This is a genomic window from Burkholderia sp. L-4 (genome assembly GCF_056856535.1).
Window position 1 is genome coordinate 1,990,119 of record NZ_JBXEOX010000002.1, and the last position, 22,196, is coordinate 2,012,314.

The 22,196-nt window shown below is 68.0% G+C and carries 16 protein-coding genes; 8 read left to right on the top strand and 8 right to left on the bottom strand.

What is annotated here, in order from left to right; all coding sequences use genetic code 11:
- The first annotated feature begins 343 nt into the window (after positions 1-343).
- Positions 344-2,194, top strand: coding sequence for a serine aminopeptidase domain-containing protein (locus AC1VVG_RS25760; RefSeq protein WP_482836628.1), 1,851 nt, complete (start codon positions 344-346; stop codon positions 2,192-2,194).
- A 155-nt stretch (positions 2,195-2,349) separates the two neighbouring features.
- On the opposite strand, the gene AC1VVG_RS25765 is transcribed toward AC1VVG_RS25760, so the two are convergent.
- Positions 2,350-2,811: a hypothetical protein gene (locus AC1VVG_RS25765; RefSeq protein WP_226103914.1), complete on the bottom strand. Its 462-nt coding sequence runs from the start codon at positions 2,809-2,811 to the stop codon at positions 2,350-2,352.
- Positions 2,812-2,892: 81 nt separating this feature from the next.
- Between AC1VVG_RS25765 and AC1VVG_RS25770 the strand changes: the two genes are divergently transcribed.
- From AC1VVG_RS25770 to AC1VVG_RS25790, 5 genes are all read left to right on the top strand, one after another.
- Positions 2,893-4,101: a polysaccharide biosynthesis/export family protein gene (locus tag AC1VVG_RS25770; RefSeq protein WP_059556445.1), complete on the top strand. Its 1,209-nt coding sequence runs from the start codon at positions 2,893-2,895 to the stop codon at positions 4,099-4,101.
- 55 nt (positions 4,102-4,156) lie between these two features.
- Positions 4,157-6,424: a polysaccharide biosynthesis tyrosine autokinase gene (locus tag AC1VVG_RS25775; protein ID WP_482836629.1), complete on the top strand. Its 2,268-nt coding sequence runs from the start codon at positions 4,157-4,159 to the stop codon at positions 6,422-6,424.
- 61 nt (positions 6,425-6,485) lie between these two features.
- Positions 6,486-7,838 (top strand): oligosaccharide repeat unit polymerase, encoded by a 1,353-nt coding sequence (locus tag AC1VVG_RS25780; protein WP_482836630.1) that lies wholly within the window; start codon positions 6,486-6,488, stop codon positions 7,836-7,838.
- Between the two features lie 108 nt (positions 7,839-7,946).
- Entirely contained in the window at positions 7,947-9,005 is a 1,059-nt protein-coding gene (locus AC1VVG_RS25785; RefSeq protein ID WP_482836632.1) for an acyltransferase family protein, read from the top strand.
- Positions 9,006-9,079: 74 nt separating this feature from the next.
- Positions 9,080-10,282, top strand: coding sequence for a right-handed parallel beta-helix repeat-containing protein (locus AC1VVG_RS25790; RefSeq protein ID WP_473376364.1), 1,203 nt, complete (start codon positions 9,080-9,082; stop codon positions 10,280-10,282).
- Between the two features lie 36 nt (positions 10,283-10,318).
- Here the strand turns inward: AC1VVG_RS25790 and AC1VVG_RS25795 are convergent, their stop codons facing one another.
- Both AC1VVG_RS25795 and AC1VVG_RS25800 read right to left on the bottom strand, forming a co-directional pair.
- Positions 10,319-11,881 carry a mannose-1-phosphate guanylyltransferase/mannose-6-phosphate isomerase gene (locus AC1VVG_RS25795; protein WP_034191560.1) on the bottom strand — a complete coding sequence of 521 codons (1,563 nt, stop codon included), beginning with the start codon at positions 11,879-11,881 and terminating at the stop codon, positions 10,319-10,321.
- Entirely contained in the window at positions 11,878-12,540 is a 663-nt protein-coding gene (locus tag AC1VVG_RS25800) for a GNAT family N-acetyltransferase (protein WP_482837221.1), read from the bottom strand. Before AC1VVG_RS25800 ends, AC1VVG_RS25795 begins: the two co-directional genes overlap by 4 nt.
- Positions 12,541-12,779: 239 nt before the next feature.
- Between AC1VVG_RS25800 and AC1VVG_RS25805 the strand changes: the two genes are divergently transcribed.
- Together AC1VVG_RS25805 and AC1VVG_RS25810 are read left to right on the top strand one after the other, a co-directional pair.
- Entirely contained in the window at positions 12,780-13,997 is a 1,218-nt protein-coding gene (locus tag AC1VVG_RS25805) for a glycosyltransferase family 4 protein (RefSeq protein WP_080288016.1), read from the top strand.
- A gap of 699 nt (positions 13,998-14,696) precedes the next feature.
- Positions 14,697-16,088 carry a sigma-54 dependent transcriptional regulator gene (locus AC1VVG_RS25810; RefSeq protein WP_034191559.1) on the top strand — a complete coding sequence of 464 codons (1,392 nt, stop codon included), beginning with the start codon at positions 14,697-14,699 and terminating at the stop codon, positions 16,086-16,088.
- 60 nt (positions 16,089-16,148) lie between these two features.
- Here the strand turns inward: AC1VVG_RS25810 and AC1VVG_RS25815 are convergent, their stop codons facing one another.
- From AC1VVG_RS25815 to AC1VVG_RS25835, 5 genes are read right to left on the bottom strand one after another with little or no spacing between them, the layout of a single operon-like run.
- Positions 16,149-18,599 carry a glycoside hydrolase family 2 protein gene (locus tag AC1VVG_RS25815; protein ID WP_482836634.1) on the bottom strand — a complete coding sequence of 817 codons (2,451 nt, stop codon included), beginning with the start codon at positions 18,597-18,599 and terminating at the stop codon, positions 16,149-16,151.
- Between the two features lie 29 nt (positions 18,600-18,628).
- Complete coding sequence (locus AC1VVG_RS25820; protein ID WP_034191689.1) at positions 18,629-19,684, bottom strand: DUF1839 family protein; 1,056 nt, start codon at positions 19,682-19,684, stop codon at positions 18,629-18,631.
- A complete protein-coding gene (locus AC1VVG_RS25825) occupies positions 19,681-20,655 on the bottom strand; it encodes an amino acid--[acyl-carrier-protein] ligase (protein WP_034191557.1) in 975 nt (324 codons plus the stop codon). Before AC1VVG_RS25825 ends, AC1VVG_RS25820 begins: the two co-directional genes overlap by 4 nt.
- Positions 20,652-21,848, bottom strand: coding sequence for an acyl-CoA dehydrogenase family protein (locus tag AC1VVG_RS25830; protein ID WP_034191556.1), 1,197 nt, complete (start codon positions 21,846-21,848; stop codon positions 20,652-20,654). The genes AC1VVG_RS25825 and AC1VVG_RS25830 overlap by 4 nt, the downstream gene beginning before the upstream one ends.
- Positions 21,845-22,096 carry an acyl carrier protein gene (locus AC1VVG_RS25835; protein WP_006490451.1) on the bottom strand — a complete coding sequence of 84 codons (252 nt, stop codon included), beginning with the start codon at positions 22,094-22,096 and terminating at the stop codon, positions 21,845-21,847. Before AC1VVG_RS25835 ends, AC1VVG_RS25830 begins: the two co-directional genes overlap by 4 nt.
- Positions 22,097-22,196: the final 100 nt, after the last annotated feature.

A 22,196-nucleotide genomic window follows, 5' to 3' on the forward strand; every position in this document is an offset into this window, starting at 1 on the left:
TCGGATGGTGGCCATGATACGGGGCGAGCAACGCGGCATTGTTCGCGAGCCTACCGTTCGCGGATTCCGTTCGCATGACGGAACGAATCGCTAAAGGGGCACGGCGTTGCGTCGTGTCGGTGATGAATGCATTTGTAAGCTGGCGCACCGAAGCCCGATCGGGCCCAATGATCTAATCACACGCATGGAACACGGCAAGCGGGCCGCGCAGGGGCGCGGCGGATGACTGCGGCCGGTTCCTGCCAGCACCGGCCAGCGGCCGGAGTCGCGACATCGTGTATTCCGGTGTCGCCGCTGGCACGGTTGTGCACGGAATAACAAATACTGCTCCGAGGAGTACCGAGTGAAGCCGATAACGTTCGGCAGCTGCGTTGGGTGGCTGCACGAAGGACAGACGGCGCAGGGCGTGATCCTGTGCGAATCGCTGGGCCACGAAGCTGCATGGACGCACAAGCTCATGCGGGCCGTCGCGGAGCGTCTCGCCCGTGCGGGCGTGACGGTGTTGCGGTTCAACTATCCATGCGCCGGCGATTCGCCCGGCGACGACCTCGATGCCGGGCGGCATGCCGCCAGCATCGACAGCATTCATCGTGCGATCGACCTGTTGCGGGACGAAGCCGGCGTCACCACCGTGACGCTCGTCGGCATTCGGGCGGGCGCGCTGTTCGCGATGCTGGCCGCTGCAGGTCGGTGCACGTTGCCGCGCGTCGATGCGGTGGTCGCGCTGTCGCCGGTCGTGCGCGGCCGTGCGTACCTGCGCGAGCTGTCGTTCGTGCATCGTCAGTGGCTCGATACGATGCCGCCTGCGACCCGCACCGCGCATCGCGACGAACCGTGCATGAACGTGCTCGGACATCGCTTCCCGGCCGAATTTGTCGATGCGCTGAAGGCCGTCGATCTGTGCGACGTCGTGCGCGATGCGCTGGCGCTGCCCGGCGCGATGCTGCTGATCCAGCCGGAGCAGGGCGACGGACCGGCGTTGCGCGACGCACTGCTGGCGCGCGGCGTGAACGTGACGTGCGAACCGTTCCGTGAATGGCCGACGACGATGCTGGACGGCACGCGCTCGCACCTGCCACACGCGGCGATCGACACGGTGGTGAACTGGGTCGTCGCGCGTGCTCCGGGCCGGGGCGTCGCTGCCGGCGTTCCGCTACGCGCCGCCCACGCATGGAGTGGTGAGTCGGCCGTTGCGCTCGACATGGGCGACATGACGGAGCAAGTCGTCGCGGTCGGCCCGGGCCGGCTGGTTGGCGTGCTGTGCCGCCCGGCCGACATGCCGCCTGCCACGCCGGTCGGTCCGGCGCTCGTGATCGCGAACACGTCGACGAATCCACGCAGTGGCGAAGGGCGCTTTGGCGTGCGACTGGCCCGCACGCTGGCGCGGGCCGGCGTGACGACGTTGCGGATCGACGTGAATGGTGTCGGCGACAGCGGGCCCGATGCACCGGACGACCAGTCGGGCGTCGTGTATTCGCCGCAGGCGATCGATGACGTCGCGGCAGCGGCGGACTGGTTGCGCGCGCTCGGTCATCCGGACGTCGTCGCGGCCGGCATCTGTTCGGGCGCCTATGCGGCGTTGCATGCGGCAGTGAAAACGGTATCGCTCGGCGGCGTGATCGCGATCAACCTCGCGCGTTTCGTGTGGCCGGCCGGGCTCACGCTCGAAGCGGCGCAGAAGCAGCGGATCAATTCGGTGCGCGGCTACTGGCTGTCGGTGCGTGACTGGCGGCGCTGGAAGCGGCTCGTCCTCGAACGGCGCGACGTGCGCCCGATCCTGCGCGCGGTGGCCGCCAACGTTATCGCGCGCGTCAGCGTGCCCGTGAAGACGGCGGCCGCGCGCGTCGGCTGGAAGCCGCGCGCCGGTACGCCGCGCGGCGTGATGCGCGAACTTGCGCAACGCAACGTCCGGACGATGCTCGTCTACGGTGCACTCGATCCCGGTATCGACGACGTCCGGCGTCACTTCGGCGCGGTCGAACATGCGTTTCGGCGCTCGCGCCACGTGCGCCTGCACCTGATGCCGCAGGTCGACCACGCCTTGTATGGCATTGCGGGAACCGCCGCCGTGATCGATCTCTGCACGCAGGCGTTGAGCGGCGACTGGGGCTGGATGGTAGTACGCGACGCCAATCCGTCGGCACCCGACACGGCCGATCGACCTTATGCGAACGTGTCGGTCAGAAGTTCCTGATGCGCGTCGCGCGACGCTGGGCGGTTAGCGGGGTGCGATCCTCGTTCGTATGAAGATCGGCTTTCGGTGGGCTTGATCACAGACGTGCCTGTCGCGCTGGTGTCCAATCCCGTATCGGCGCCCGAGCCATTGCGTCGGCGCGCGACGGGGCGGCTTCAGTTCGTGTCACCACGTTGCGTATAGGGCGAAGCGGTGTACGGCGATGCGTACAGCGTGCCGGTATCCCATGCGCCATCGCCGGGTGCGCTGGCCTCTTTCGGGCGGCCCGGCCGCTTCGGCACGAGCGGCCGGCGCAGCGCCCCGCGGGCACGCGATTCCGGCTCCGCGTCGGCGTGGATGCCGGGAAGCGCAAGGCCGGGCGCAGCGGAATCGGAATTCGGCGTCGCGGAGCTGACCGTCGCGGTCTGGGCGGAACGTTGCCGGGGGATCGGCAGGGCCGGCGAGACTGCCCTCGGCGAGATGAAGGTCGACGTATCGGCCGGGTCGGGGTGCAACGATTGGGCATCGGCGGCGCAGGCGATGCCGGCCGACAGGATGCAGATGAGCGACGAAAGCGATAAAGAGCAGTTCATGACGAATCGTACGGAAGACGTGCGGTGACGAGGGGCGCGCGGCACCGCAATGCGAGCCGCGCAGGCAAGCGTAATGCCGGAACCTGTCGCATTCGGCGGGTTACCGCACAGTTTCGGAAGGACACCATGTCAACGACGACGCAAAGGCAATCGACATACGCGATGCGGCAGTCACGCACGCGCTGGCTGTCGCACGTGGCGCTGGCGGCGACCGTGTGCACGCTGAGCGCGTGTGCGCTTTCACCGGGCATGACGTATCACCCGCCGGCCGAACGCGACGCGAACGCGCGCGTGAGCGCCGACGCATCGGGCGCGGGCGGCCTCGACGGCGTGCAGAACGTGTCGAGCGAAGACCTGATCGAGATCACACCGGCATTCGTCGAGCAGCAGCATGCGGCACAGCATGCGAACGTCGACGCCGAAATCCGCCAGTTGTTCGGTACGCCGAAGCCCTACGTGATTGGCCCCGGCGACGTGCTGAACATCGTCGTGTGGGATCACCCCGAACTGAACCTGCCGACGACCCAGACGACGGGCGGCGGCGATGGCGTGGGCGCGAGTTCGGTCGCGACCGGCTACACGGTGGACGCAAGCGGCAGCGTGCAATTCGCGTATGCCGGCCTCGTGCACGTGGCGGGGCTGACCGAGGCGCAAGCGCGCGCGGTGCTGACCAAGCGGCTCGGCGAGTACGTGCGCAATCCGCAGATCGCGGTGCGCGTCCAGGCGTATCGCAGCAAGCGCGTCTATCTCGACGGCGAAGTACGCACTCCGGGGCTGCAGATCGTCAACGACATGCCGATGACGCTGCCCGAGGCGATCGACCGCGCAGGCGGATTTACCGCGACGGCCGACCGCTCGCAGGTATCAGTGACGCGCGGCGACAAGACCGTGATGGTGAGCCTTCCGGCGATGCTGGCCGCAGGCATCAACCCGACGAACATCCTGCTGCGGGACGGTGATCTCGTGCGCGTGCGCGCGGCGAGCGACAGCAAGGTGTTCGTGCTAGGCGAAGTGTCGCGTCCGGCGACGCTGACGCTGACCGATGGCCGGATGAGCCTTGGCGAAGCGCTCGGCGACACGGGCGGCGTCAGCCAGTACACCGCGGATGCGCGGCAGGTGTTCGTGGTGCGGCGCGGGCCCGGCAACCGGCCGCAGGTCTATCACCTCGACGGACGCTCGCCGGCGTCGTTCGCGCTGGCCGACCGGTTCCCGCTCGAGCGCCGCGATGTGGTGTTCGTCGACGCGTCGTCGCTGGTGCGCTGGAGCCGCGTCGTCAACTTGCTGATTCCGTCGTCCGCGCAGGGTGCGCTGACGGCCAAGGCCATTTCGCCGTGAACCTCGTGACGGATCGCATTATCGCGATGCGTCGCGTCTACGGGACCGATCCTGTATGAACGCTCAGACTCTCCCCGACCCGCACGACGGACCCACGTTGCGGCCGTCCTATCCGTACCGCCGCTACTGGGCCATGCTCCATGGTGGGCGGCGGCTGATTCTGTGCACGGCGCTCGCCGGTGCGCTGGCCGGGACCCTCTATGCGCTCTGCGCGCGCCCGGTCTACCGGACCGACATCCTGTTTCAGGTCGAGCAGAGCCCGACCGAGTCGAAAACGAACTCGCCGCCCGGCGATCCGTCTTCGGTGTTCGACCTGAAAACCGATGCATCGACCGAGATCGAGGTGCTGAAATCGCGAGCGGTGATGGCGCGTGCGGTCGACGATACCAATCTGGCCATCGATGCGCGGCCGCATTACCTGCCGGTCATCGGCTGGCGGCTGGTGAACGCGGCCGACGGGCTGTCGTCGCCGCTGCCCGGCGGTTACGTGTATGGCACGGAGCGCATCGACGTCCCGACCTTCGACGTGCCGAAGCGTTTCGTCGGTAAGCGTTTCGCACTCGTCGTCGGCAACGGCGGCACCTATACGCTGCAGCGCACGGGGTGGCTCGGCAGGAGCGGGCCCGTCTGGCAGGGCAGGATCGGCCAACCACTGCACGTCGAGACACCGCAGGGGCCGCTCGACGTGTTCGTGCGCGAAGTCGCGGGCGAGCCGGGCGCACGCTTCGACTTGACGCGCTACGGCGACGAAGAGGCGACCGCGTGGCTGCAGAAGAACGCACTGATCTCGGAGCGCGGCAAGCAGTCGAACATGATCGGCGTGACGCTCGACGGCCCCGATCCCGTGCACGACAGCCGCGTGCTCAATGCGGTCGGCGACGCGTATCTGGCGCAGAACACGCAGCGCAAGTCCGAAGCGGCCGACAAGCTGATCCGCTTCATGGATGCACAGCTGCCGCAACTGAAGGCGCAACTCGAAAAGGCCGAAAGCCGCTTCAACGCGTTTCGCGCATCGCACGGCACAGTCAATACGAGCGATGAAGGGCTCGCGTTGCGTCAGCAGTCGGTCGACATCGAGACGCGCGTGCAGACGCTGCAGCAGCGCCGCGAGGAATTGCTGACGCGGTTCATGCCCAAGCATCCGGCCGTCGTGGCCGTCGATGCGCAGCTCGCCGATGCGCAACACTCGCTCGACACGGTGCGCAAGCAGATCCAGCAACTGCCGACCGTCGAGCAGGGCGTGCTGCAGCTGCAGCGTGACGTGGCCGTCGATACCGCGCTCTATACGAACCTGCTCAACACGCGTCAGCAGATGATCCTCGCGCGGGCCAGCAAGACAGGAACGGTGCGCATCGTCGATGCGGCAAGGATCGCCGAGACGCCCACCGGGCCGCATCGCGGGATGGCCGTGATCGCGTCGTTGCTTCTCGGCCTGCTGGCGGGCGCCGCGATCGTGATCGTGCGACAGCGCGTTGCCGGCACGATCGGTGATGCCGAGGAAATCGAATGGTCGACGGGCCTGACGGTGTTCGCGGCGGTGCCACACAGCCCGCTGTCTGGACAGAACCCGCCGCCGTCGAAGGCCGCGCGGCGGCGCAACGGGCGCCAGCCGTCACTGCCGACGGCACCGGAGGGCGCGGCGCTCGAAAGCCTGCGCAATTTCCGCACGGCGCTGCAACTGGCGATGCCCGACGCGCCGAATCGCATCGTGCTGATCTCAGGGCCGACGACGGGCGTCGGCAAGTCGTTCGTCGCGGCGAATCTCGCGTCGCTGGCGGGCGCCGCGAAACGGCGCGTGCTGTTGATCGACGCGGATCTGCGGAAGGGTTCACTGCACGAGCAGTTCCGCTTCAGTCGTGCGCCGGGCCTGTCGGATGTCGTGGGCGGCACGCACGGGTTCGACCAGGCGCTCAAGCGCGACGCGATGCCCGGTCTCGATTTCATGCCGATGGGCAACGTCGTGCCCGACCCGGGTGAATTGCTGCTCCAGCCCGCGTTCACCGAACTGATCGAGCGCGCCGCGTCACATTACGACATGGTCGTGATCGACGGTCCGCCGCTGCTGCCGGTGGCCGACGCGCTGGTACTTGGGCGCCTGGCCGGAACCGTGTTTCTCGTCGCGCGCAGCGGTGTGACGACGCTGACGGAACTCGACGAAAGCGCGCGACGGCTCGAGCACGCGCAAATCGCCGTACGCGGCGTGATCCTGAACGACTTCAAGGGCTCGCCGGGGCGGTACGACTACGGTTACACGCATGAGAACACTCATCAGGCCGCATCCGGCTACGCAGGCGTAATGGGCGCGCGCGGCCCGGCCCGCTGAGCGGCGGATGCGTGGCGTCGCCCGGCGAGGCGCATGTGCGTGAAGCAATGGAACGGACATCATGAACAAACGAGTGGCGGCCGGCTCGCGAGCGCGACTGCAGCGGCCGGCGAGGCGCGGCGGAGTGGCGCACACCGGCCGCGCGGCCGGTTACGCAGGTTACTGGTGGGAGGATCCGGCACGGCTCGTGCTGCTCTTTATCCTGCCGTTGTACGTGCTGCTTTCGATGAGCCTGCTCGGCGATCAGAAGTCGATCGCGCGCATCTATTTCGACGGGTATTCCGCGTTTGCGGGCGGCCTGTTCCTGCTGGTGCTGACAGCGGCCGCGTGGTTCGCGACGACCGATGCGCAGGTCCGGAAGGGGCCAGGCGACAGAGCGGCCGAGCTGTCGCCGCACGTGCTCGATTTCGTGTTCGCGCTCGCGCTGTTCGGCTATCTCGTGATGATGAGCGGCGTGCTTGCACATCCGGCCGTGCTGCTGTCGTTCCTCACCGGCACGGCGAACACGTTCGAGCTGATCGAACTGAAAGGGCGCGTCACGGGCCTGAGTTCGTTCACGCAGGCTACGGCACCGTTCGTCGCGCTCTATTTCTACGTATTCAGGACGCCGGTCAAGGGCTTCAACCGCTACAAGGCGTACCTGGCCGTGCTGGTCGTACTGACGCTGTTGCGCAGTTTCATCTTCGCGGAGCGGCTCGCGATCATCGAGGTTGCGCTGCCGTTCGCGCTGATGGTCGTGCGGTTCCGGCTCGGCCGCAAGCGGCTGCGACTGCTGGCGCTTGGGCCGTACGCGGCGATCCCGCTGCTGCTCGGCCTGTTCATCGTGAACGAATACAACCGGTCGTGGGAAACCTACTACATCAACATCTACGACAACATCCTCGATTTCGCACTCGAACGCCTGGGCCTGTACTACTCGACGTCGCTGAACAACGGTGCCGGGATCCTCAACGTGCTCGGCTGGGGCAGCGGGCATCCGATGTTCACGTTCGACTGGCTGTTGCACTTTCCGCTGATCGGCGCGACGCTCCAGCCGTGGCTCGACTCGGGCGACAGTGTCGACCTGTTCCTGAACAGCTATGCCGATCCCGAGTTCAACAATCCATCCGGCATCTTCGTCCACTTCTACGAGTGGGGCTGGTTCGGGCTGTTGAACGCGGCGTTCGCCGGTTGGGTGTTCGGGCGCGGCTACGCGGGGTGGCGTCGCGGGAGCGGATTCTGGTGCTGCGCGCACGCGGTGCTGTACGTGTCTCTGATGGAAATACTGCGGATTCCAAACCTGTTCAGTGGCCGGGACTTCGTGCCGATCGTGCTGCTGGTCGTCGTGTTCCGATACTTCGTAAAGCGGCCGGAACGGGCATCGTCCGTGGCCGTACGCGGCGCAGCGATCCGGCACACGCCCGACATCGGTTAACTGTCGTCCAGCCCACAGTATTCCGCGGCGAGCGTGCATAGAGTGGAGCTTCTCACGACCATTCGCCACGCGAGCGGGCCCGGACGGGGCCGCGGCATCGACCTTTACATGAATACGACTGCACGCGAAACCAGCCTGGATGTCGCCCGCGGCGCCGGCATCATTCTTGTCGTATACGGGCACGTCCTGCGCGGCGCCGTTTCGTCGGGGCTCGTGCCGGCCGGCGTGCCCGATACCGTGTTTGCGTGGATCGACTACGTGATCTACACGTTTCACATGCCACTGTTCTTCTTCCTGTCCGGGCTGCACGTCTGCCACTCGTTGCGTGGCGCGCCGAAACGGTTCATCGGATCGAAAGTGCGCACGATCGTCTATTCGTACCTGTTGTGGTCGGTCCTGCAAGGCGGCGTGCAGATTGCGATGGCGTCGCGTGGCACCAATCATCCGTTCACGTTCGGAGACCTGCTCTCGATCGGATGGCGGCCGTTCGCGCAGTTCTGGTTCCTGTACGCGCTGATGCTATGCATGATCGCCGCGTGGCTGTTTGCACGATGGGTGCCGGTGTTCCCCCAGGTGCCGATGGCGCCGCGCATCCGTGGTGCGCTCCTGGCAAGCGCGGTGCTCGGGCTCGCGATCGGAACGGTGACGCAATGGGGCATCGTGTCGACCGCGCTGATGAACTGGCCGTTCTTCGTGGCCGGCGTCGTCGCGTCGCGTGCGTTGCCGGGCTGGCTCGAACGCAACAGCCATCCTGCGATGTGCGGGCTGACGGCGGTCGCCTTTGTCGCGGCAGTCGCCTTCGCGCACGGCGTCGGAAGCGCGACGAGCATTTGGGCCGTTCCCGCCGCGTTCGCCGGCATCACGCTGATGCTGCAGCTTGCATACCGCCATGCAGCGTCGTCCGCGCGTGCCGGCTGGCTCGCGGCGATCGGCTACGCGTCGATGCCGATCTACCTGATGCATATCCTGGTGATGGCCGGCGTGCGCATCGTGCTGATGCGCGTCGGCGTCGGCAGTCTCGCGACGCACCTCGTGCTCGGTACGCTCGCCGGCGTGGCGGTGCCGATGATGGCTTATCTGATTGCGCTGCGCACTGGCACCGCGCGTATCGCCGGCTTTCCGGCGTGGCCTGGGCGCGGCGCGGCGGCGCGTCCGCAACCGGCATGACACGCGTGGGCTTGACTCACAAGACCGGGCGCCGATGCCGTTCCCGTCTTTGCTGTGTGATGCTTGGTATGTGGATGATCACCGGTCCCACCGTCACGGTCCACGCTGGGACGGCATTTCAAACCGAACAGACGTCGATCGGCTCGGCCGTGCCGGATGCCCGTGTCGCCCCGGCGCCCGACGGCGCCGATCAGGCCGACGCACTGCAACGCGCGCTGGATGCGCTGCAGCCGGGCCAGCGACTCGTGTTCGCGCCGGGGCGCTACATCGTTGACCGCTCGCTCGTCGTTCGGCAGGCGCAGGTCGTGCTGTCGGGCTACGGCGCGACGCTGATCGCGACCGTGCCGGACGACCAGACGATCGAGATGCGTGGCACCGGCACGACGATCGCCGGATTCAGGCTGGTGGGAACGGGTACGACGCGGATGGGCACGCCCGGGTCGACCAAGATCGAAGTGACGGGGCACGACGTGCAGGTGCTCGACAACGCGATCGACGGTGGTGGTGGCGGCATCTTCGTATTCGGCGGAACGGACGTCGCGATCGTCGGCAACGAGGTGCTGTCGACGCTGGCCGACGGCATCCACATCACGCATGGCGCGCGTAACGTGCTGGTCAAGGGCAACCTCGTGCGCGGCACCGGCGACGACATGATCGCCGTGGTGAGCTACCAGGGCGACGGCGTGCTCAGCCGCAACGTGCTGATCACCGGCAACTCGCTCGAAGGCAACGCGTGGGGGCGCGGCATCACGGTGGTCGGCGGTGCCGACGTGACGATCGAGAACAACGTCGTGCGCAACGTGCAGGTGAGCGCGGGCATTCTCGTCGCGCAGGAGGACAGCTTCCGGACTTACGGCGCGTCCGGCGTGCTGGTCGAGAACAACGAGATTTCGGATATCCAGACCGCGGCCGTGCGTACCGATCCGCGCCCGCTCACGCAGCAGGCCGCGATCGACGTCAGCACGTGGTCGGGCTCGGTGACGCGCGTGGCCGTGATCGGCAACCGCGTGTCGCGCGCACGGTTCGCCGGCATTCGCGTGTGGGGAAACGTATCGCAGTACCGGATCGCGGACAACCGCTTCTCCGCGATCGGCGGCATGCCCGTGCAGGTAGGCGGGGGCGGAGGCTGCCCCTCGGGTAGCGCGCAGGCCGGGTCGTGCGGGGCGCAGGTTGTGCAGCAAGCATTGGCCGACAAGGTCGGGGCGGACCCCTCGGCGTTGCCGCGCGTGCGTGAAGCGCTCAGGCAGGCGCGCCCGTCGCGGCGCGGCATCGATTGACGACTCGATGCACGCGCCGGCAGGCGCGGCCCGCGATTAGCGGACGACGTCTCCCTCCACCACTTGCACGTTCGACACCGCGTGCCGTTCCGGCAGCGTGTCGACGACGGGGCGCCCGTACTGGTCGTCGAAGCGCACGATGTCGTCCTCGCCGAGATAGTTGCCCGACTGCACCTCGATGATTTCCAGCGGAATCCGGCCGGGATTCTCGAGACGATGGACTTCGCCGACGGCGATGTACGTCGACTCGTTCTCGCTGAGCAGAAAGGTCTCGTTGCCGCGCGTCACCTTCGCGGTGCCGCGCACGACGATCCAGTGCTCGGCGCGGTGATAGTGCATCTGCAACGACAGCCGCTTGCCCGGTTCGACGACGATCCGCTTCACCTGGAACCGCTCGCCGAGATCGATCGAATCGTAGTGCCCCCACGGACGCTGCACCTTGCGGTGCTCGCTCGCCTGCGGGCGCCGGTCGCTCTTCAGGCGCGCGACGATGTTCTTCACGCGCTGCACGTCGTGCTTGTTCGCGACGAGCACCGCGTCGGGCGTTTCGATCACGACGACATCCTTCATCCCGACGCACGCGACGAGACGACCCTCGGAGCGCACGAGGCTGTCCTGCGTGTCCTCGAACACGATCGGGCCGCGGGCGACGTTGCCGTGATCGTCCTTCGGCATGATTTCCCAGATCGCATCCCACGTGCCGACGTCCGACCAGCCGGCCGAAAGCGGCACCACGATGCCCTCGATGCCGAGTTCGCTGTGGTCGGCGAGACGCTCCATGACCGCGTAGTCGATCGAGTCGGACGGGCAGGCGTCGAAGGCCGCCGCGTCGATCCGGAAGAACGGATCCTCGGCGACGCCCGCTCGCCATGCCGACTCGCAGGCCGTGTGGATCTCGGGCGCCAGCGCGCGAATCGCGTTGAGCCAGACCGAGGCGCGCGTGACGAAAATCCCGCTGTTCCACCAGTAGTCGCCCGATTGCAGGTAGCGCTCGGCGAGCACCGCGTCGGGTTTCTCGACGAAGCGTCCGATCGAATAGCCGCCTTGACCGCCATGGCGGCTCGTCCGCGGCTCGCCCACCCGGATATAGCCGTAGCCCGTTTCCGCGCGGCGCGGCAGCACGCCGAGCGTGACGATCGCGCCTTCCTGCGCGTAACGCGCCGCGCGTGCGATCGCGTCCTGGAACGCGCCGACATCGGCGATCACGTGATCGGCCGGCATCACGGCGAGCACGGGATCGTCCGCGAGCGCGCTGGCGTCGAGCGCGGCGAGCGTGAGCGCCGGTGCCGTATTGCGCGCGGCCGGTTCGAGCAAGATGCGCGCGGGCGCCGCACGGTCGACCACTTGAGCGGCGCTCATGATGCGATGCTGTTCGCCGCATACCAGCAACAGCGTGTCGCCCAGCGCCGCGTTCGCGATGCCGTTCAGGCGGCGTGCGGTCGCCGACAGCGGCGATTCGTTCGACGTCAGTTCGATCAGCTGCTTCGGATACTGTTCGCGCGACAGCGGCCAAAGGCGCGTGCCGGAACCGCCGGCGAGGATGACCGGCAGGATGCGTGGCAGGTCAGGCTCGGGAACCGGGCGTAGGGTGCGGGTCATCGGTTGGCTCCGGTATCGGCGGGCAGCCGGTTGTGTACGCGGCCGTCGGCGCGCGCGTCTTCGGTTCGGGGCCGGGCGGTCGAAACGGCCCGGGACAGCAACTGGCGCAACGCGCCGGCGGCGCGGTCGGTCGGCCGGATCATGCCGACGAACGGCGCGCCCTGTTCGAGATACGGTCCGTATGCCTTGCGGAATCCGAAACGTTTGTAGAACGCCTGGCGCGGCTCGGGAACGTGCATGCGCAGCGCGGCGTCCGGCCACGCGGCCAGCGCGGCGGTCAGGGCACGTTCGAGCAGGTGCTCGAGCGTATCGCCGTCGCGGCACGCTTCGCTCGTCAGTACCTTGTCGATCACGACGTCCGGATCGATGTCGTCGCCGGGCAGGATCCGTGCGTAGGCCGCGACTTCCGCCGTGTCGCCGTTGCACACGGTCGCATAGACGTGCAATGCGCCCGCGTCCTTGCCGTCGATGTCGAGATGGGTATGCGCATCCTCGACGACCAGCACGGCGTTGCGTGCGCGCAGGATTGCATAGAGATCGACGGCGCTCAGATGTTCGAATTCACAACAATGCCATTCCATGATGCGGTCCTCGTGTGAAACCTTCAGCACGCCGTGCCGCACGGACGCGTTCGTTCCGTGCGGTGTGGCGATGACCATGATGCGGATGGCGTGCGCGCCGGTCTGTTCGAAAGCGCACTCACGGTCCGGTTTGTCGTCCCGCTCGCAGTCCGGCAAACCGGACCGTGAACAGCACGACGGTTCCGGCGCGCCGACAGCAGCGCAATGTGCGATAGCACACATCGGTCGTGGCGGGGCTTTCCGATAATTGGCACGACATGGGGCCGTGTTGCGCGGCTGACCCATATCGAACGTCAATGAAGAATCGGGAGCGGTACTTGAAGATTGCGATCGTTCATGACTGGCTGGTCGTGCCTGGCGGCGCCGAACGCGTGCTGGCGCACATGATCGACTGCTTTCCGCAGGCCGACGTCTACAGCCTCGTCGATTTCCTCGAGGATCGTGACTGCCTGCGCGGCCGCGCGGTGCGCACGTCCTTCATCCAGAAGCTGCCGTTCGCGCGCACGCGCTACCGCAGCTACCTGCCGTTGTTTCCGCTGGCGATCGAGCAGTTCGACCTGTCGGCCTACGACGTCGTGCTGTCGAGCTCGTATGCGGTCGCGAAGGGCGTGCTGACCGGCCCGGACCAGTTTCACGCCAGCTACGTGCATTCGCCCGTGCGCTACGCATGGGACCTGCAGCACCAGTACCTGAACGAGGCCGGGCTCGCGCGCGGGCCGAAATCGGCGATCGCGCGGGCGCTCCTGCATTACATCCGCAACTGGGATGCGCGCTCGGCGAACGGCGTCGATCGCGTGGCCGCGAATTCGCACTTCATCGCACGCCGCATTCGCAAGACCTACCGGCGCGACGCGACGGTGATCTATCCGCCGGTCGACGTCGACCACCTGTCGCTGCGCCCGGACAAGGACGCGTTCTACCTGACCGCGTCGCGGCTCGTGCCGTACAAGCGGATCGACCTGATCGTCGAGGCATTCTCGCGTACGCCCGAACGCCGCCTCGTCGTGATCGGCGACGGGCCGGAGATGGCGAAAATCCGTGCGCTGGCCGGGCCGAACGTCACGCTGCTCGGCTACCAGCCGTTCGACGTGCTGCACGACCACCTGCAGCGCGCGCGCGCATTCGTGTTCGCGGCGGAAGAGGATTTCGGCATTTCGCCGGTCGAGGCACAGGCCTGCGGCACGCCGGTGATCGCGTACGGGAAGGGCGGCGTGCGCGAATCGGTGCGCGCATGGCCGGGCACCGGCGCAACGGGGCTGTTCTACCGCGCACAGACGGTCGACGCGCTGCTCGACGCACTGGCCCGTTTCGAAGCGCTGCCGCGCGGGTCGATCGATCCGCATGCATGTCGCGCGAATGCCGAATTCTTCGGCTCGGCGCGCTTTCGGGACGAGTTTACGCGCTTCGTGATGGACGGCTATGCTGCGTTACAGGAGGAAATGGCCGGTCCCGCCGGTTTCACGCCGGGCGACGACGCATCGGCCGTGGACGGCATGCGCGACCGGCCGGTCCGGCAGGGCGAGACGGCACTGTGAGCCCGGGCGGCGATCGTGCCGGTTGATTACGGTATGTAACGGTCGGGCGACCCGCGCGCGGCGCCGAGACGGCCCGGCCGGCCGGCGGCACGCACGATTATGCGGTACATGGAATGCGGTGCCGGTTTTTTTCTCGGATTTCGATGAAAATCACATCCAATCGACGGCGCCAATCTCGCGGAAAAGTAGTATTTGGCACTGATTGACGGGAATGCTCGTAGATAATCAAATCTCAGTGGCCAAAGGGGTGTCGCGCGGGGCGACCCGGCTGCGTAACCGCCTGATTCAGGATTATCTTTTGGTAACAAGACCATCGCGAAACGGGGTGTAAATTCACGAACGGATCACATGCGGCGGTCATTCCGCAAGCGGGTTGGCCGCCGTCCGGTTCAGCATCGGGCGCGACTGTCGTGTACGACGCGACGCACATGCGGACGGATGTTCCGTTTGCCGACGTGTCCCGCCTGACGGCGGGTCGCTTCAAAGCCGGAATGTCGCGGCTCCCGCAGCCGCGCGTTCCGTTCGAGTTCGATGACAACGAGGCCGGGTGACACATCCGGCTCGACCTCCGGGGGTTCTCGCCGTGTGCAGATTCGATCTTCGCCAAGACTGCGGCAACGCAGCGCGAAAAGGCGGCCATGCGCCGCCGGCCGCGGCGCACACGAACGGGTCACGGAGTGAAGAAAGTGATGGGTCGTTATGAATATGCCAATAACGCGCGATAAGAGCGCCGGCGCGGGGAGCGGTAACGGGCAGCGTCCGCTGATCTACTGGACGCAGTCGCCTTCCGTGATGCTGCGAAAGGAATTGTCGCGCCGCGACTGGAAAGTGTCGGTCGTCGCGCATGCGAACGAGTTGCGCGACACGTCCGGCGAAATCACCTGCGGCATCCTCGATCTCAGCGGCGGCCATGCCGATGCGATCGGCAGCATCGCGTCGACCTGCGCGTCGATGCGCGACGTCGTGTGGGTCGCGCTCGTCGACGTCGGCCAGACCGCGTCGCCGAACGTGCGCGCGCTGTTGCGCGACTATTGCTTCGACTACGTCACGTTGCCCGCGTCGCATCAGCGGATCGCCGATACGGTCGGCCATGCGTACGGCATGGAGTGCCTGTTTGCCCGCGACCGCGAACAGCTCGAATCTGAGGAGAAGGGCATCGTCGGCACCTGCAGCGCGATGCTGCGGCTGTTCGATACGGTGCGGCGTTTCGCGCGCACCGACGCACCGGTATTCGTGTTCGGCGAAACGGGTACCGGCAAGGAACTGACGGCCGTCGCGATCCATCGCCATTCGGAACGACGCAACGGCCCGTTCGTCGCGGTCAACTGCGGCGCGATTCCGCCGCATCTGCTGCAGTCCGAGTTGTTCGGCTACGAGCGCGGTGCGTTTACCGGCGCGAACGCGCGCAAGATCGGCTATGTCGAAGCCGCGAACGGCGGCACGCTGCTGCTCGACGAAATCGGCGACCTGCCGCACGAGAGCCAGGCGAGCCTGCTGCGGTTTTTGCAGGAGCGTTCGATTCACCGGCTCGGCGGCAGCGATCCGGTGCCGGTCGACGTCCGGATCGTGTCGGCCACGCACGTCGACCTGCGCGATGCGATGGAGGAGGGCCGTTTTCGTGCCGACCTGTTCCACCGTCTGTGCGTGATGCGTATCGACCAGCCGCCGCTGCGCGCGCGCGGCAAGGACATCGAACTGCTCGCGCATCACATGCTCGAACGTTTCCGCGGCGACGCGCGCCATCGCGTGCGCGGTTTCTCGACCGATGCGATCACCGCGCTGTACAAGCACGATTGGCCGGGTAATGTCCGCGAATTGATCAACCGCGTGCGCCGTGCGGTCGTGATGACGGAAGGGCGGCTGATCACCGCGCGGGATCTCGAGCTCGAATACTGTCTCGATGCGGCGTCGCCGTCGGTGGCCGACATCCGCAAGTCGATCGAGCGCGAGGCGATCGAAACGGCGCTGCTGCGCACGCGCGGCCGCGTCGCGGCTTCCGCGCGCGAACTCGGCGTGTCGCGCGCGACGCTGTATCGCTGGATGGAGGCGTACGGCATCGAGCGGCCGCGCGGGACGGGCTCGTCCGACTGAGCGGTTCGATCGGGCGGGGATGGAACACGCTCGCGGCACACGGCGGCCGCGAGCGCCGCATCAACCGGCGTGCGTCGCGCGCACCGCGCGCGCGGCATTCACTGCACGGATGTCCACCGCAGGCGGCACGTCGTCGCTCGCCGGGTTGTGCCCGGCCGATTGCAGCGGAACGAGCGCGACGCGCGCCGGCGTGCCCGGCGCGAGGTGGAACCAGTCGTCGCGCGGCATGAAGCCCGGTGCGTCGATCTGCACGTGGCGCGCGACGTGCCGCGTGTCGATGTCGACATGCCACGTGCCACCGGTGCGCGATACGCACGCCTCGATTCCGAGTTCGCGGCGCGCCAGTACGGCCGGATGGGTGCGGGACGGGAAATGGAACGCCTGCGACAGCAGGGTGCCGTCGTCGGTGCGCAGCGTCGCGACAACGGTGTCGTGTTCGCAGGGCCCGAAACGGTATGCATAGGTCCAGTCGAAGAAACGGCCGAGCAGGTCGGCCGAGCCGATCCGCATCGCGTCGTGCGCGGCGATCCGCACCGGGCAGCCGGCCCGCGCGACCGGCGTGCGGCCGTCGCGCAGCGCGACCAGCTCGATCGCCGCCGACAGCGGCGCCGGGTGCTCGTTGACCACATGCACGTCGAGCCCGTTCAAGCCTTCGTCGACGAGCAGCACCTGGACTGGCTGCAGCACCTGCCGCAGCGCATACCACGCCGATTTCGGCCGGTGCGCGGCGTCGATCACCCCCCATCCTGCTCCGGGCATCACGTCCTGGAACTGCCACACGAGCGCGCCGGCGCAGCGCGAGCCGGTGCGCCGCCACTCCGAGAACGTTTCGCGCATCAGGTCGGCGATCACCGCGCGCGACAGCTCGAAGTAGCGGGCCGGATCCTCGCGCCGCAGCCGGTCGGGCGCGACGTCGTACAGCGTCCGCAGATAGTGGTCGCGGACATCCTCGAAATCCCACGACGTGCCGGGGTCGCGCGGCACGGCCGTCTTCCAGCGCGGCTCGTGCACGCCGGGCCAGCCGAGCTCCGCGAGCGTCGCATCGCACGGCACGTTCGCGAACGCGAGGCATTCGCTCGCGAAGCGCACGTCGGCGCGGCGCGCGTCGTCGAGCGGGCGCAGGTACGCGCCGACGCCGTAGTAGTGCGACACGCGTTCGCGCGGCGTGAACGGCAGCACGCCGCCGTCGGGCGAATCGGGCACGTACGGGACGTCGGGGCGGCGTGCGGCCGCGTGGCCGGCCAGCCGCTCGGCCGTCAGCTCGAGGAAGCGCTGCTTCGGCGCGAGTCCCGACATCGCGGCCTGTTGTGCGATCTCGCTGCCGCCGCACAGCACCGCCAGCGACGGCGAAGCGCCGCTGCGCGCGAGAAACTGATCCGCCTCGCGATCGACGTTGTCCGCGAACGCGGGATCGTCGAGCGCGTAGTCGAAGTTCGCGAACATGAAGTCCTGCCAGACCAGCAGCCCGAGCCGGTCGCACCATGCGTGGAACGCGTCGGCCTCATAGGTCATCGTGCCGCCGACGCGGATCATGTTGAAGCCGGCGTCGCGTGCGAGCCCGAGCAGGCGGCCGTAGGCCGCGTCGTCCGCGTGCAGCGCGAGCGGGGCGGCGCTGCTCCAGCACGCGCCGCGCGCGAACACCGGTACGCCGTTGATGCGCAACCCGAAGCCCTTGCCGTCGGCGCCGCCGTCGACCTCGATCGTGCGGAAGCCGGTCGAGCCGAGCGGCCGCCGTTCGTCGCCGATATGCAGCGTGATCTCGTAGAGTGCCGGTTCGCCGTGCGTATGCGGCCACCAGCGACGCACGCTGGGCACGGCGACGCTGGCGCGCAGGCGGTCGGTGCCGGTGCGTTCCAGCGTCGCATGATGCTCGCCGCACGACAGCCGCGCGGCGATGCTGTCGGGCAGCGGCGCGGCGAACGCCAGTTCCGCGTCGAGCCAGCCCGTGTCGCCTTCGATGCGCGCCTGCAGGCGCGCATCGACCAGGACGGGGCCGTGGGCCGGATCGAGCACCTCGACGGGCCGCCACGGGCCGGCCGGTACCACCGGCGGAAACCAGCCCGGCATGTGCCCGAACAACGATGCGCGGACCGTGCGCAACGCGGCCGGCTCGGCGAGCCGCGTGCGCCAGCGCGCCCGGCGCGGCGCGCGCGCGTCGCGCAGCCGCGGCGCGAGCGCGCGAAAGCAGAGCGTCAGCCGGTGCGTGCCGTCGAGCGACACGGGTACGTCGTGCGTGACGAACATGCTGTCGGAGCGGAGGATCGGCGTGTCGTCGAGCCAGGCCTGCGCGAGCGTCGCGAGGCCGTGGAAGCGCAGCACGCGCGGCCCGTGCCCGCGCAGCTCGATCCGGTACCAGTGGTCGCGCTCGTCGAGCGAGCGCGCATCGTCGACCCGGCCGGCCAGCGTGAGCGCCTGCGCGACCGTGCCGGGCACGGGCGCCGCGATCCAGCCGGCGTCATCCGCCGGAAGGTCGCACGGTTCCCGCACGGCGCCCGCGGCCGTCGCGAGCATCGACCACGCGGGCAGGGCTCGCGCGCGCGTCACCGCATGACCGGCACGGGCGCCGCGTCGCTGCGCACGGGCGCGACATGTCGCAGCGGCGCGCCGATCTGCCGCGCGCAGGCGACGAGGTCGGCATACGCGGCCTCGATCGCCTCGAGCGTCGAGTCGCCGCGTTCTTCCTTGCCGCGCGCGCAGGCGCGCGCAAGCCGGAATTCCAGCACCATCGCTTCCGACGCGATGCGATCGCACGCGGCGCGGATCTCGGCGAACGGCCCGACGCAGCCGCTGGCCTGCAGCCAGCGTGCGTAGTGGCCGAACAGTTCGAAGTTTGCGCCGAGCTGCCGCACCGAATTGAACGAGTACGCGTGGAAGTGCTCGAGCGGTGCATCGGCGAGGGTCCGTGCGTCGGTCTGCAACTGCCGCCGGAAGGCGGCGATCGGATTGACGACCGGCAGGCGCCGCAGGTGACGCTGCAGCGCGGCGAGCGATGCGTCGCAGAGCGCGCGCTCGTCGAGCGGCGTAAACCGCCGTTTCGCGCATTCGACGTACGGCGGCAGCGTCATCGGCGAACTGCCGCCGACGAGCCCGTTGTAGTCGAAATCCTCGGCCACGTAGTAACCGCTATTGTGGAAATAGCCGATCTGGTGCTTCACGCGGTCGATGGCGTCGATGCCGATCGTCGTCTTCGTGTGTTGTGTGCGATAGCTGCTGCCGCGCGTGTCGGGCAGGAACCACGCGTCGACCTCGACGATCATCAGGTGGCCGCGCGCGACCTGGGTCTCGATGTGCTGGTCGAGCGGTTCGTAGATCGAATGTTCCTGCACGACGATCCCGTAGAGCCGCTCCAGTTCGTCGTGCGGAAACTTGAAGAACGTGAACTGGTCGCCCTCGAAATCGAGCGCGATCGTAAACGGCAGCGCCGCGTACGGATTCAGGCCCCACCACCGGAGCACCTCGAGCCACATGTCGACGTAGCAGTTGGTCTGCTTCCAGACCATCTCCTGACTGTGCAGCGGGTGCGGCCGGTAGTGGCGTGCGCGGTGGCGCACGTCCTCGAACGACGCGTCTTCGCCGTCGCGGGAGACGAACCTCATCGCGCGCCCCACAGTACGTCGCGCACCTCGACCGGCCATGCGTCGATGTCGAAGCCGTGGTGGCGGAACAGCGCGAGCGTGAGCCGTTCGAGGCCGAAGCCGACGCAGCCCGTGTGCGCGACGTCGTCCGTTGCGGTGCGGATGTTCCACAGCAGGCCGAAATGGTCCATGTGGTAGTTGAAGCTCAGGCACGCGGTCTGACGGTCGTCGTGCTCGATCGGGATCAGCAGCTCGAACTTCAGGTTCTGCTCGCGCTGGCTGTTCGCGACGATCTTGCCGCCCCGGCCGAAGAACGGATCGTTGGCGAGATCGATCGCGTTCGGCAGGCGCAGCGCCTCGATCATCCGCGTGCCGCGCTCGATCCACGTTTCGCGGAACGCGACGATCTGTTCGGGCGTGCCGATGCGCACGTACTCGCGCATCCGGAACAGCTGCATGCGGGTCGGGTCGAGCGACGGCTCGTGCCGGAAGCAGTACGAGAACACGTCGACGATCCGGCCGTCGGCGGGCAGCGCCCCCGCGCGCGCGACGACCGGATAGACCGGGTAGCACGCGGCCGGCGTCATCACGACGTAGGTCGGCTTCTGGCTTTCGGTCCAGTCGTCGCCGCGATCGAGGCACTGCAGCACGCGCTGGTGCTGGTGTTCGTCGCCGCAGAACGCGTGCACGCTGCCAGCCAGCTGCGGGAAGCTCTTCATGTATTCGCTGCGCTCGAACTCGATGCGGCTCATCGCCGGCGGGAAGCGCAGCACTTCGGCTTGCTGGTCGGCGCCGACGCGCGTGACGAATGCGTCGAGCGCTTCGACGACGCGCTCGAATCGTTCGCTGCGGCCGAACAGGCCCTGGATGCCGGTCGAGACCAGCAGGCCCGCGTCGATCAGTTCGTCGCGCAGCGGGTTGACGCCCGCGCGGTCGAGCGGCGCGTCGGCGGGAGTGGAGGCGGCGGAGGGCACGGCGAGGCGATCGTTCACGTATGTTTCTCCAGCGTCGCAGGACGCAGCGCGAGCAGCAGGCTCGCAGTGTTGGCGGCAATGCGGTCGTTGCTGATCATCAGCGGCGCCGCGAGCAGGTCGCGAATGTGACGGCCGATGCTGAACGGCGTGCCTTGCTTGTAGCCGGCCATCCCGCAGATCATCATCGCCTGGTGCGCGACTTCGAGCGCGGTCGTCGACACGTAGGTCTTCAGCGTGTTGATCTCGGCGGCCCGGGCCATGCTGGCCGACCACGAGCTGGTCGACGCGTTCGCGTGGAGGCGCAGCACGGCGTCGACACGGGCCTGCATCGCCTGCATCAGCGCGAGCGATTCGGCGATGCGCCGCGCCGCGGGCGACGGCGCGCCGTCGGTCTGGCGCGCCTGTGCGCGGAAGAACTGGTGCGCGCGATGGAACGCGTCGCCGGCCACGCCGATCCAGACGGCGGCCCACAGGATGTGCGACACCGGCACCATCGTTTCTTCGGCGATCTTCGCGAACGGGACCGGCAGGCACTGGACGGCGGCGCCTTGCGCATCGAGCACGAAGCCGTTGCTGCAGGTGCCGCGCATCCCGAGCGTGTCCCATTCGCCGCGGCGCGTGAGCGTATAGCCGTCGCGCAGCAGCGTGACGAGCACCTGCTCGGACGCCGGGGCGTCGGCGTCGCGGCGTGCGGTCGCGAGGATGCCGTCCGCATAGTCGCCATACGAGATCGTCGGCGCGGATTTGCGCAGCCGGAACCCGCCGCCGTCGGTTTCGAGCGCGCACTGGCTCGCGCGCAGGTTGCCGCCGACGCCGTCTTCCGACGTCGCCGACGCGAGCAGCCACTGGTGGCGCACGAGCTGCTGCAGGAACAGCTTGTGCCAGCCCTGGTCGGCAGCATGGTCGACGATGCAGGCGACCTGGATCTGGTGCATCGCGAACACCATCGCCGACGACGCGCAGGCCTGGCCGAGGATCGAGCAGGCCGACGCGATATCTTCCAGCGACGCGCCCGCACCGCCGAGATGGGTCGGCACCATCGCGCCGAGCAGCCGGCGCGCGCGCATTGCCTCGATCGCCTCGACGGGGCAGCGCGCGTCGCGATCGACCGCATCCGCGTGCTGCGCGGCGATCTGTGCGACGGCGTGCGCGGCCTCGTCGAGCCGATGCGATTCGCTGTCGGCCGCGAGTTCGGGAAGCGGCGCGCTCATGCGGAATGCTCGGTGCGTTGCAGGGTGGCGATCGTGTCCGCGAGTGCGTCGATGCTGCGGAACAGGTTGCGGTTCAGCATCTCGTCGGGAATCTCGATGTTGAACTGCTTCTCGATCGCGAGCATCAGCTGGATCGTGTCGAGCGAGGAGAGGCCCGCTTCGTAGAGGTCGTCCCCGTCGCCGATCGAATCGATCGCGGCTTCGAGGTGGGCGACGTGCTTGAGGATGGTTCTGATTTCGTTTTTCACGTGCTGCTCCGGCGTGCGTGGTGTCGTCCGCTCGGGCAGACGCGCGATGTGCGCTGACGTCCCCCCGGCAGTCCGGCATCAGTAGACCATTGGCAGGCAC